Source organism: Macrococcoides goetzii, from assembly GCF_002742385.2.
Classification (GTDB): domain Bacteria; phylum Bacillota; class Bacilli; order Staphylococcales; family Staphylococcaceae; genus Macrococcoides; species Macrococcoides goetzii.
Window position 1 is genome coordinate 143191 of the sequence record NZ_MJBI02000002.1, and the last position, 11924, is coordinate 155114.

12 protein-coding genes are annotated in these 11924 nt (G+C 33.4%); 9 read left to right on the forward strand and 3 right to left on the reverse strand.

Going from position 1 to position 11924, the window contains the following annotated elements; translation table 11 throughout:
• Positions 1 to 61 precede the first annotated feature (61 nt).
• A complete protein-coding gene (locus BFS35_RS06175; RefSeq protein WP_099579298.1) occupies positions 62 to 922 on the forward strand; it encodes an ABC transporter permease subunit in 861 nt (286 codons plus the stop codon).
• Positions 919 to 1824, forward strand: coding sequence for an ABC transporter permease subunit (locus BFS35_RS06180; protein ID WP_099579296.1), 906 nt, complete (start codon positions 919 to 921; stop codon positions 1822 to 1824). The genes BFS35_RS06175 and BFS35_RS06180 overlap by 4 nt, the downstream gene beginning before the upstream one ends.
• An 11-nt stretch (positions 1825 to 1835) precedes the next feature.
• Here BFS35_RS06180 and BFS35_RS06185 read toward each other — a convergent pair whose 3' ends face one another.
• Positions 1836 to 2558: an alpha/beta hydrolase gene (locus tag BFS35_RS06185; RefSeq protein ID WP_099579294.1), complete on the reverse strand. Its 723-nt coding sequence runs from the start codon at positions 2556 to 2558 to the stop codon at positions 1836 to 1838.
• 73 nt (positions 2559 to 2631) lie between these two features.
• On the opposite strand from BFS35_RS06185, the gene BFS35_RS06190 reads away from it, so the two are divergent.
• From BFS35_RS06190 to BFS35_RS06205, 4 genes are all read left to right on the forward strand, one after another.
• The gene (locus tag BFS35_RS06190; RefSeq protein WP_099579292.1) at positions 2632 to 3339 is read left to right on the forward strand and encodes a DNA alkylation repair protein; all 708 of its coding nucleotides are present in this window, start codon (positions 2632 to 2634) and stop codon (positions 3337 to 3339) included.
• Between the two features lie 112 nt (positions 3340 to 3451).
• A complete protein-coding gene (locus BFS35_RS06195) occupies positions 3452 to 4591 on the forward strand; it encodes an MFS transporter (protein WP_099579290.1) in 1140 nt (379 codons plus the stop codon).
• Between the two features lie 103 nt (positions 4592 to 4694).
• Positions 4695 to 5006 (forward strand): DUF485 domain-containing protein, encoded by a 312-nt coding sequence (locus tag BFS35_RS06200; RefSeq protein WP_099579288.1) that lies wholly within the window; start codon positions 4695 to 4697, stop codon positions 5004 to 5006.
• On the forward strand, positions 5003 to 6550 hold the full coding sequence (locus BFS35_RS06205) for a solute symporter family protein (protein WP_099579286.1): 1548 nt from the start codon (positions 5003 to 5005) through the stop codon (positions 6548 to 6550). Before BFS35_RS06200 ends, BFS35_RS06205 begins: the two co-directional genes overlap by 4 nt.
• Positions 6551 to 6615: 65 nt before the next feature.
• On the opposite strand, the gene BFS35_RS06210 is transcribed toward BFS35_RS06205, so the two are convergent.
• On the reverse strand, positions 6616 to 7293 hold the full coding sequence (locus tag BFS35_RS06210; RefSeq protein WP_099579284.1) for an ABC transporter ATP-binding protein: 678 nt from the start codon (positions 7291 to 7293) through the stop codon (positions 6616 to 6618).
• Between the two features lies 1 nt (position 7294).
• Entirely contained in the window at positions 7295 to 8320 is a 1026-nt protein-coding gene (locus BFS35_RS06215; protein ID WP_099579282.1) for an ABC transporter permease, read from the reverse strand.
• A gap of 81 nt (positions 8321 to 8401) precedes the next feature.
• Here BFS35_RS06215 and BFS35_RS06220 point away from each other — a divergent pair, with 81 nt between their 5' ends.
• The 3 genes from BFS35_RS06220 (at position 8402) to BFS35_RS06230 (ending at position 11869) form a co-directional block, all read left to right on the forward strand.
• On the forward strand, positions 8402 to 9073 hold the full coding sequence (locus tag BFS35_RS06220) for a response regulator transcription factor (RefSeq protein ID WP_099579280.1): 672 nt from the start codon (positions 8402 to 8404) through the stop codon (positions 9071 to 9073).
• On the forward strand, positions 9066 to 10415 hold the full coding sequence (locus tag BFS35_RS06225) for a sensor histidine kinase (RefSeq protein ID WP_099579278.1): 1350 nt from the start codon (positions 9066 to 9068) through the stop codon (positions 10413 to 10415). Before BFS35_RS06220 ends, BFS35_RS06225 begins: the two co-directional genes overlap by 8 nt.
• Positions 10416 to 10558: 143 nt before the next feature.
• Entirely contained in the window at positions 10559 to 11869 is a 1311-nt protein-coding gene (locus BFS35_RS06230; protein WP_099579275.1) for a TcaA second domain-containing protein, read from the forward strand.
• Positions 11870 to 11924 lie beyond the last annotated feature (55 nt).

Consider the following 11924-nt stretch of genomic DNA (forward strand, 5'->3'; position numbering starts at 1 on the left):
CATTAAAGACAGCCAACGCTGTCTTTTTTGTGCTTAATATTCAGAGAGGAGTGACACGCTATTGAGTAAAATATTTGTAAATGGAGTTAAAATAATATTAGTATTGCTTAATTTTTTTCTGTTGAGTGCCTTTATTTTACTTTTTAATCAGAATTTTAAATTTGATTTATCTCATTTTTTTGAGGCTTTCCCCCAATTTATTAAACAGTTAATGCATATCGATACAGTCACTTTTAAGACACCAGGTAGTTACATAGAACATCCGTTTTTATCTTTTATCATTAGACCATGGCGAAATTCAATGCTTATTTTATTTTTAAGTATAATGCTCGGTACTATTTTAAGTATATTATGTGTTGTTATAGCTAAAAGATTTAAGTTAATTGATTACATAATGAAGCGATTCGTAAAAATTTTAGGTTATTTACCGGATATCTTCTATATTCCTTGTGTCATCATCTTTATTATCTTTTTTTATCAGCAAACAGATATATTAATAATGGAAGTAGCAAGTTACGGGGAACAGGAAGCGATTGTATTTCCTGCGATCATGCTATCTGTAATTCCATTTGTCCAGCTATATAAAATTTTGGATCAGGTGATTACTGAGGAACTGGATAAAGATTATGTAGTACTCGCACGCGCAAAAGGACTCAATGATTTTGAAATTCTGCGCAAGCATGTCTTGTCAAATGTATGGATAACATTTTACATCAATTTTAAACAAGTCGTCTGGATGACACTATCCAGTCTATTAATTATGGAAGTCATATTAGGTTATTTTGGCGCTACACAGTTCTTATATTATTATCACGCCCCAATAATGTTGATGACGATTTTGGTACTGATGTTTGTTCCGATATATATCGCGTTATTTATCATTCAGAAACTCGTTGAATTTAGAACGGGGGTGAAGTTATGAGGAAGTTATTTAAGATATGGCTGTCATTGATTATTCTCATCTTACCTTTTATAACTAGTGTCTTTTACTTTGATATGCTTCAGAACAAAGTAAAAGTATATAAATTTAACGTGATGACAAGTGAAATAAAAAATCCAGTGCCACCTGGCGTTGTCAATTGGTTCGGTACTGATCGCTTCGGCGCTTCAATATTTATGGAGAGCTGGCATGGATACCGCATCACATTTATCTTTGTTATTGGTATTGTTCTTATTTCATTTATCATTGCTGTTATTCTTGGAAGTTATCTCGCTTTTCGTAAAGGAACGGCAGATATTGTTACAGATGGATTTTTGAATGCATATTATTTTATACCGCAGGCAATCGTTACATATATGTTGTTATTTCCAGTGCTGACAGCAATAAAAGGTAAGTTCAGCTATGATATGCCGTTTAGAATAGGGTATATGTTAGTCGTGATTGCACTTGTGATGGTACCAACGACAATGGTAGTCGTTAGAGATCAGGTGAAACAAATATTGAATACAGAATACATGGATGCTGCAACCGTAATTGGTGCCAGCAAGACACAAAAATTAATACGTCATGTTTATCCCAATATTAAGAATAGATTATTGATTATCTTTGTCCGCATGTTATATCAAGCATTAATGGTACTCAGCCATATTTCATTTTTCCGTATTTTCTTTGGAGGAACGAAGACATGCGATGGTTTTGAAGCATGTTTAGGCAATGATTTTACACTTATTATGCCGGAGCTTACGACATTATTAGGGTTTCATATGACAGAGTTGTATTCTTCATGGTGGACATTTATGGTACCTTGTACATTTGTCGTGTTGATTTTAATAGCAATCCAAATGTTGGCCGATGCACTTGAAACAGAATATAAATCTATGTAAAAAGCAGGATATTAATTATCCTGCCTTAAAAAATGCAATATATCTGTATAAAGTTTTTCTTTATCCTTACTTACTGTCATTAAATGGCCGGCATTAGCATAATGATCAATAAATTTTTTGGACTGAATACTGTTGTAAATAAATTGAGCGCTGTCATGATAGCTCATATCATCCCGATCTCCATAAAGTATGATTGTTGAACTATTGATTTTACTTAAGTTGTTCATTATATCTTTAATATAATCAACAAACTTACTGGCACCTGTGTAATTATCGATAAGGTGATAATTTGATTCAGGAAAAGGCTCAGAAGAAATGACTTTGTGCATTCTCGGTGCAAATTGTTTCAAACGGTATTTTATACCTTCAGGATCTTTTTTCATCGGAACACTCATCACGATAATTTGATTAACATCGTATTTTTCTGCGAGCTTAAGTGAAAATAGACCGCCTAAAGAGACACCAATTAAAGAGATATTATTATATTGCCCCCTTAATTTTAAAAAGCTATCTTCAACTGTTTGCCACCAGTTATCGATATCATATTTCACAAAATCCTGGATAGGCAATCCGTGCCCTGGATAGGATGGGATAAGCACCGTGTATCCTTGCTCGTGTAGATAGTAGCCCAGTTGTTTAACGTCTCTAACTGTCCCAGTAAATGTATGAAGAAGAAGTATCGCGTGTTCATTTCCTTCTAAAAATATGGGATCTGGATTTTTTACTTTTATCATTGGAGTACCTCCGTAGTAATCAGTATAATAAATGTAATATTCATTATACTACGAGTAAAAGGGAGATGGAAAAATGACGTTTGAAGAAGTAATGGCAGAACTTGAATCTCTTGGCAAAGAACGTATGAAGAAAATATATATGGGCAATGGCGCAAAAGAACCTTTATTCGGTGTAGCAACGGGTGCAATGAAGCCAATGCGTAAAATAATCAAGAAAGATCAGGAGCTTGCAGATAAGCTATATGCGACTGGTAACTATGATGCAATGTATTTCGCAGGTGTAATTGCAGATCCCAATGCTATGACAGAAGAAGATTATGAGCGATGGATTGATGGCGCATACTTTTATATGTTATCTGATTATGTTGTAGCAGTAACGCTCTCAGAAGCAGATATTGCGCAGCAAATTGCGGATAAATGGATTGATTCTGGAGAGGATTTAAAGATGAGTGCCGGCTGGAACTGCTATAGCTGGTTACTTGGACATAAGAAAGATGATACGATTGATACCGAAAAGTTAAGTAAGATGCTAGATCGCGCTGAGAAAGAAATTCATACTGTTCCTGATAGAACGAAAGTAGGGATAGGTAACTTTATTCAATGTGTAGCAATTTCATATGTAGATTTACATGATAAAGCAACAGCAGTTGCAAAGTCAGTTGGTGTCGTACCATTTAATCGAGAGCACAAACCAACTGGCGAAGTGAAACCATTAGAGACGATTGAGAAAGCGATTGAGAAAAATAGGATTGGTTTCAAACGTAAATATGTACGCTGTTAGTATTTACAGAATATAATAAATTGATATAATGAACTTAATAGGTGACAATTAATTTTGTTGGCAACTTGCAGCGCCTTCCATTTGGAAGGTGCTATTTTTTTGGAGGATAAATATGAATAAGAATCTATTAATACTGGCAATGCTTACATTTCTTGCAGGTCTTACCGAGCTAGTGGTCTCAGGTATATTGCCTTATATTGCGAAAGATTATCATGTATCAATTCCGATGGCAGGTAATTTGATAACAATTTTTGCGTTATTTTTTGCGCTTGCAGGACCGATATTGATGTCGTCAACAGCAGCGTTCAATAGAAAAAAGTTACTGATTGGTTTCATCATATTATTTATTTTTGGGAATGTAATGAGTGCGTTAAGCATAAGTTTTACGATGCTACTAATATCCAGGGTTATTCTTGCGATATGTGTTTCAATGTTAATTGGCCTCGGTTTATCATTATCGGTCAATGTAGTTTCTCAAAGTTTTCAAACGAAAGCCATTAGTATAATAATGATGAGTATAAGTGGTTCACTCGTGTTAGGAATTCCACTCGGTATATTAATTACAGAACGATTCAATTGGCAGATGATCTTTTTGTTTGCGGCCACTCTATCTTTAATTATTTTAATTTTAGTAATTTTATTTTTTCCGAGTATTCCAGGAAAAGAAGCGACGTCATTTTTTAGTCAGTGGGGCGCTTTGAAAGATCATCGAATACTATTTACACATATGCAATCGTTCTTATTTTTTGTGGGTCAAAGCATTTTGTATATGTATTTAACCCCTTATTTTAATCAGTTAGGCTTACAAGCATCTATGGTAAGTCTGCTGTATCTACTGTACGGTGTAAGTGGGATAGTCGGAAGTGGTTTAGGAAGTATATTTATAGAAAAACTAGGTGTTAAAAAGACATTAACGATGTTAATGACAGTTTATATCTTTGTTTTACTTGCTTTTATTGTGACGCAGTATAATGTATGGACGTTAAGTATCAATGTCATGTTGTTAGGCCTAACTGGATGGTCGATGAATGCACCGACACAAATGCGCTTAATTCAAATTTCAGATACAAATGCAGGTTTTAATCAAACATTTAGTACGTCATCTACACAATTTGGAATGGCACTCGGAGCAGCAATAGGAGGTCTTATCATTGCCTGGCATTTACCATACAATGCTTTAATGATTGTGGGGAGTATATTTATTGTTTTAGCCTTGCTATCCATTAAATATTCGTATAAAGCCGTTGATTAATATATCAACGGTTATTTTATTTTAAAAATTGACAATATTCTGACAAATAAATAAAATGAAACTTGGGAGGAATTTTTACACGACATAAAGGGGAGATGATTTCATGAATCAACAGGATTATAACAAAATTGCAGCATCGAAAGATTTCAATGATTTAGTTGTAGCGAGAAAAACGTTTATTTTTCCAATTACATTGTTCTTTATCGTTGCGACATTGCTCTTTCCGATTCTGACAGGTTATACGACAATTTTGAATAATATTGCTTTCTGGAATATTTCATGGGCATGGATTTATGCATTCTTATTATTTGTGATGGTCTGGACATTAGTTACAATTTATATGCGTAAAGCGAAGCAGTTCGATGCCGCAAGTGAGCGAATCATTAATGAGTATAAAAGGGGGTCTCGCTCATGAATATGACAGTCATTATCATGTTCTTATTTTTTGTAAGTTTAACGCTACTTATTACATATTTTGCTTCAAAAAGAACGAATTCTGCTGAAGATTTTTATACAGCGGGTGGAGGTTTAACAGGCTGGCAAAATGGTTTAGCGATTGCAGGAGATTATTTATCGGCAGCATCATTTCTAGGTATTGCGGGAGCTATCGCACTTTGGGGATTCGATGGCTTCTTCTATAGTATTGGCTATTTAACGGCATATTTAATCGTATTATACATCGTTGCTGAACCATTAAGAAATTTAGGGAAATATACTTTAGCAGACATGATCGCAGCACGTTTTGAATTAAAAAAAGTGCGTGCGATGGCTGCAGTTTCATCAATCACGATAGTAATATTCTATATGTTAGCACAGCTTGTTGGTGCAGGTGCATTAATTCAACTGTTATTTAATATTCCATATACTTGGGCGGTTATTATTGTTGGCATTATGATGACGGTTTATGTATTGTTTGGCGGGATGACAGCAACAAGCTGGGTTCAAATGGTTAAAGCGATTCTTCTAATGGTTGGAACGCTCCTCATTTCTTTTCTAGTATTAAAACACTTTAACTTCAGCATTGCTGAAATGTTTGGTCAGATGAAAAATATTAAATCAGCTGACTTTAAAGGAGAATATATTAATCCAGGTTCCCAAGGTAAATCACCCCTTGATAATATTTCGCTGATTATTGCCCTGTTATTTGGAACGGCAGGTTTACCACATATATTAATGCGTTTCTTTACAGTGAGTGATGCTAAAACAGCAAGAAGCTCTGTAATGTGGGCAACTTGGATTATCGGTATTTTTTATATTTTAACGATATTTTTAGGTTTTGGTGCTGCTAGTCTTTTATCTCGTGAAGAAATTATAAAAGCGAATCCTGCTGGAAATATGGCTGCACCGTTACTTGCAGATAAACTTGGTGGAGATTTGCTCATGTCATTTGTCTGTGCTGTAGCATTTGCAACGATTTTAGCAGTTGTTGCAGGTCTTGTGTTATCAGGAGCTTCTGCATTTGCACATGATATTTATGGTGAGATTATTAAGAAGGGTAACATTAGTGAGAAAGAACAAATGAGTGCAGCAAAGATTGCCTCATTAGCAGTTTCTATTCTTTCGATTGTATTAGCGTTATTTGCACAAAATATGAACGTTGCTTTCTTAGTATCATTGGCATTCTGTGTAGCAGCGAGTGCAAACTTACCGGTAATTGTTTATACGATATTCTGGAAGAGATTTAATACGCAAGGTGCTATAGCAGGGATCGTTGTAGGACTTTTGACATCAATTATATTGGTGATTTTAAGTCCGAATGTTATGAACCCGGCAGGAACAGGTTTTATAAATATGGATCCTATTTTCCCGCTTGCTAATCCTGCGATTATTTCTGTTCCAGCAGGTTTTATTGCAGCATTCCTAGGTACATTTTTAGGTAAGGCAGATACAGAAGAGAAATTTAAGGAAGTTCAAGTCAAGTCAGTGACGGGTATCGCAACTTCAGAAGTTACACATTAAAAAAAATAAGAAATTCTCCCATAATAATAAACCAAAGACGTTAATATGTCTTTGGTTTATTTTGTTTATATTTGTCTTTCTTTTACCATCTTTCCGCCTTCTAAACGATAAAGATGATCAGCATATTTAAAAATACGATCATCGTGAGTGATGATGATACACGCACTTTGTTGTGCTTTTACACGTTCACGGATCGCTTCAATGACTTGTGTTGCACGCTCAAAGTCAAGACTTGCTGTAGGTTCGTCAGCAAGTATTAATGAAGGGTCATTCATGAAGGCACGTGCAATGGCAACACGTTGTTTTTCTCCACCTGATAAATTTTTAGGATATTGTTTTGTACGATGTCCAAGACCGAAAGTGTTGAGTAATTCATCAGCACGTTTGCTCGCTTTTTTCTTCTCCATTTTATTTTCAAGCGCTACGTGCATCAATTGTTCTTTCACTTTTAAGAATGGAACAAGATGTGAGGCTTGAAAGATAAAGCCTATTTCACTTAAACGAAGTTGTGTAAGTTCATGCTGTTTCAATGTAGTTATTGATCGATTATCAATCAGTACATCACCTCGCGTTGGTTTAAGTAATGCACCAATAATCGTGAGTAATGTACTTTTCCCAGAACCAGATGGTCCATATAGACATACGATTTCACCTGGTGCGACTTCAAAATTAATATCTTTTAATACTGTTACTTCAGTATCACCTTGTTTAAATGATTTTGTAAGATGTTTCACGTGAATCATATTATTCTCCTCCTATTGCTTCTATTGGATCAATCTTAAGCACCTTGATGATAGATAACATTACACCAATAAACGATACAAATAAGAACAGTCCAGCTAGAATCATAATAAGATTATTATTTAGATAAAATGGCATGCCTGGTGGCATAAAGTTATTGATGGCTGTAATAATAACGATAGCTAATGACACACTAAAAATTACTATAATAAATACTTCCTGAATCAGTTTAAATATAAGTTTTTTATGACTTGTTCCAATTGCTTTTAAAATGCCGTATTCAGTTGTCTTTTGAATCGTAATAATGTAGAAGAATACAGTAATGACGATGGCAGAGATTAAAAATAAGAAAAATACCATTAAATTTAAAGGCATCTGTTCAGCTTCATAACTAGGGATAGCTTTCATCGCATCTTCTGGTGTTATGATTTTGGAATGTTTTAAATTTTGTTTTAAATCTTTAATTGAAACATTGTCTAATACATGCTGATTAATGATTGCTGTGTTGATTGCTTCATGAGGTACAACTTTGTTATAAGTTGCTTGATTAACAAGACCAACAGGCATATGTGAATACATTTGAAATTTTTCAAAGTCTGAAATATGTAAATTTTCTTTGCTATCTACAATATTTAGTTTATCTTTTAAGTCATACGACTTATTAAGATGAACATCTAGAGCAACATCGCCATCTTTTGGCAATGCATGTAATTTAGAAATAGTAGTCAGTAAAAATTTATCGTTGTTTTGAATTTTAATCGGTTGCATCTGAACTAAAGGAATATTAAAATCTTTTAAAACTTTTACATCTTCTTTATCAAGTGGAGCGTTGAGCAAATTGTTATCTGCATCTTCTGAAACGACAAAATACTTACCATCCATATGTTCTATAAACGAAATATTATCTTTTCCTAAACCTTGTGCTAAACTTGAAACAAATAATACCAGAAATGCTAATAGAAATATGATTGCTGCAATCAATACATATTTCATTTTGTAATACGTAATTTCTTTAAGTGCTAAATTCATAATGATCACCTTTCTCGTTTTGTTGATAGTGTTATCATAAACAATCAATATGAACAGAATATGAACAAAGGAGTATATTGGATGAAAAATAAAATTTTAATTGTAGATGATGAACAAAGTATTAGAAATCAAGTAGTGGAAGGATTTATAAAACATCATTATGAAGTATATAGCGCAGATAGTGGAGAGGCTGCTCTTAAAGTTTTGGAAAATGAGAAGATAGATTTGTGTGTAGTTGATATTATGATGCCCGGAATGAACGGATTTGAATTATGTGAAACGATAAAAGAGAGTTTTCAACTGCCGGTTATTATGCTTACAGCACGTGATGCGTTGGGTGATAAACGCATCGCATTTGAAGCGGGTAGTGATGACTATGTTACAAAGCCTTTTGAATTTGACGAATTACTTTTTAGAGCGAATGCAATCTTGAAACGCTATAACTTAGATATCACATCAATTAAAATAGGAAATGTGGAACTAGACCAGGATACATATGAACTCCATATACATCAGGACACACTTTATTTGCCACGTAAAGAATTTGAACTACTGTATTATTTAGTTAAACATCAACCTAATATCGCTACGCGTGAACAATTAATTGAAGCAATTTGGGGGCTTGATTTTGAGGGAGATGAACGTACCGTGGATGTTCATATTAAACGTATAAGGAAGCGATTAGAAAATTATGATACGCAAATGGAAATCGTAACAGTACGTGGTGTAGGGTATAAGGTGCATCATGTTTAAACATTTATCTACAAGGTTTATTGTTACAACGCTTCATGTCATGCTCATTAGTGCAGTAATTGCTTTTGTCATTTCTAATATGTATTATCACGTCATATTGAAAGAACAAAATGATGCAAGGGTGACGCAAGTATTATTATCTCAAAAAAAATATATTGAAAAACACCCTGAAATAAAACCACAGGCATTTTTTGCGCAACTTGGAAATTTAAATTTTCAAGTACTTGCGATTAATAATAACGGTATGAAAGAAAATTATGGCACAAAATTTAGATTAGATAACCTCAAATTAGATACGATTAAAATGGAACGAGATGGTGTTTATCACGGTATTAAAAATCGCCCATTCAATCTATTCATCACTGGATTTTTTGATAATGAATCAAGAAATACAGTAGGCACGAAAATGCAGATCAATCATCAGCAATATACAGTGTTTATTAGACCGGATGTTGGTGAAAGTATGCATGAATTCCGATCATTTTTAGCAGTATTATTGCTTTTAACGATTGTCATATCAATATTACTCGTCTTTATTTCATCAAAATATATTGTGCACCCGGTAATCGAACTAAAAAAAGCCGCGCAACGTATTGGTGAACAAAGTGGTTACCAAACAACGGTTAATCGTAAAGATGAATTAGGAGTTCTTGCTGAAGAAATGAATGAGATGAGTAAGAAGATAAAGCAACATGAGGAAATTAATCAGCGCTTTGTGGCAAATGTAAGTCATGAAATACAATCTCCAATTACAAATTTAATCGGACAAATAAAAAAATTGAAAGAAACACAAGATTTGAGTTTACTTAATCAGATTGAACATCAATCATTACGTTTAAGTGGTCTGACGAAGCAGTTATTACTTTTAGCCTCAATTGAGCAGAATAAAATATCATTAACGAAACAAAACTTTAATTTTAAAATGCTTATTCAGGAAGTTATTCGAGATAATATGTACACTATTAATCAGAAAGATATATTTTTGAGTACCACGCTAGAAGATGTATATGTCCTGGGAAATAGAGATTTATGCTATCAAATGATTACTAATTTATTATCGAATGCGATTAAATATAGCCCGAATGACAGTGAAATTCATATTGAATTGAAAGAAGAACAGAATAATAAACAATTCATTATTGAAGATCATGGTTATGGGATGACTGATGAGACGAGAAAAATGATTTTTGAGCGTTTCTATAAGTCGAATGTAAACGAAGATAATGTCACTTCAAATGGTCTAGGCATGGCAATCGTTAAAGTAATTTTAGATGTACATGACTTTACTATCGATATTGAGAGTGAAATAGATATGGGAACAACGATGAAAATCAAACTTTAAAAAGCATAATAAGTGATTAACTAGCTTAAATTAACAAATAAATAATCAGAATTATTTTTTGGATTGATTTAGGTTTATAGGTTCGTTTTGTGCTATCAGATATAATTAGGAGTATATAGTAAATTATACTCCTGGAGGTTATTATGAAATACTGTAAAAATTGTGGGCATGAATTAAAACCAAATCATAAAGTCTGTACGAACTGTGGTACAAAAGTTGAACAAAAAGAAGACCGAATTGTGACGCCGATTCAAAATTATGAAAAAACACAAAAAACATTTACAGATCAATACACAAATGTATCACAGCAGCCAAAAGTTCAAAGACAACCGATGTCAAAAAAGACGATAATTTTATTCAGTACAGTATTAGGATTTATTGCTTTATTAGCTCTGGCTTATTTTATACTTGGACAGCAATTTTCTTACAATAATTCTGTCACTGCTATTACAAATGCAATTCAAAAAGATGATGCCAAACAATTATCGGATCTTTTAAAAAGTGGAGATGCTTACCTTTCTGAAGAAGAAGCTAAAGCTTATATTGCATACAATAAAGCGAAGGGTATTGATTTAAAGACAAGCCTATTAGAAGCGAAAAAAGAAATTGATAATAACGAAAGTGGTACATCTATTACACATGACTCAGGTGAAGTAATGAATGTAGCAAAAGACGGTAAAAAGTATGGCATATTTGATAAATATAGCTTCAAAGTTCCTCAGAAAGAAATCTATTTATCACCCGGTTCAGATGGAATTTTGAATTATAAAGTTAATGATAAATCTGTTGCAATTGAAACAACGATGTATGAGCAAGTTAAATTAGGTAACTTTGTTTTAGGAGATTATCAATTTGATGCTCAAAAAGAAATAGAAGATGAAAAGATTAATGGAGAACTAGTTATTAATATGAGTGAATCCGATGTTGCAGTTGAAAAATTTGATGAAGATAAGATTGCGGAGTTTCAGGAACGTTCCCAAGAAAGACAAGAATTGGTGCAGGAAGAACAAGAAGAGCGTAGAACAATAGATACGCGTTCAAAAGATTTTCTGGATACATATATGTCTAAAGATAGAACAGATGGCTATAACGATATTGAAATTGGGATGGATAAAACAGAAGTTGAACAATTATTAGGTGATGAATCAGATTTAGTAGATCCTGATAATGACAACTTATTGAAATATGGGAATATGGGTATTGAATATAAAGATGATAAAGTAGAACAAATCTATATTATCCCGAATCCTTACGATGTTGCAACGAAAGATGAAGCAGAGGAAGCGTGGCAACCGAATGACTGGAATGGGGAGATGAATGGAGATTCCGTCCAGGTTATAGATAATGATAGAAAAGGAAATAATTTTGCAATACTTATTGTTTATGACGACGATGATAATATCAAATATATATTCCAGCAGAAACAAACAAAAGATGATCCATGGGTAGAATAACATACTATTAATTATAAATACCCGTAGCACACTTAAACGTGCTACGGGTATTTGT

Excerpts from the sequence above, each read along its gene's own strand:
- BFS35_RS06220 (WP_099579280.1), top strand. The coding sequence starts at position 8,402 with ATGAAAAATAAAATTTTAATTGTAGATGATGAACAAAGTATTAGAAAT.
- BFS35_RS06210 (WP_099579284.1), bottom strand. The coding sequence starts at position 7,293 with ATGATTCACGTGAAACATCTTACAAAATCATTTAAACAAGGTGATACT.
- BFS35_RS06195 (WP_099579290.1), top strand. The coding sequence starts at position 3,452 with ATGAATAAGAATCTATTAATACTGGCAATGCTTACATTTCTTGCAGGT.
- BFS35_RS06205 (WP_099579286.1), top strand. The coding sequence starts at position 5,003 with ATGAATATGACAGTCATTATCATGTTCTTATTTTTTGTAAGTTTAACG.
- BFS35_RS06230 (WP_099579275.1), top strand. The coding sequence starts at position 10,559 with ATGAAATACTGTAAAAATTGTGGGCATGAATTAAAACCAAATCATAAA.
- BFS35_RS06200 (WP_099579288.1), top strand. The coding sequence starts at position 4,695 with ATGAATCAACAGGATTATAACAAAATTGCAGCATCGAAAGATTTCAAT.
- BFS35_RS06190 (WP_099579292.1), top strand. The coding sequence starts at position 2,632 with ATGACGTTTGAAGAAGTAATGGCAGAACTTGAATCTCTTGGCAAAGAA.
- BFS35_RS06180 (WP_099579296.1), top strand. The coding sequence starts at position 919 with ATGAGGAAGTTATTTAAGATATGGCTGTCATTGATTATTCTCATCTTA.
- BFS35_RS06225 (WP_099579278.1), top strand. The coding sequence starts at position 9,066 with ATGTTTAAACATTTATCTACAAGGTTTATTGTTACAACGCTTCATGTC.
- BFS35_RS06215 (WP_099579282.1), bottom strand. The coding sequence starts at position 8,320 with ATGAATTTAGCACTTAAAGAAATTACGTATTACAAAATGAAATATGTA.
- BFS35_RS06185 (WP_099579294.1), bottom strand. The coding sequence starts at position 2,558 with ATGATAAAAGTAAAAAATCCAGATCCCATATTTTTAGAAGGAAATGAA.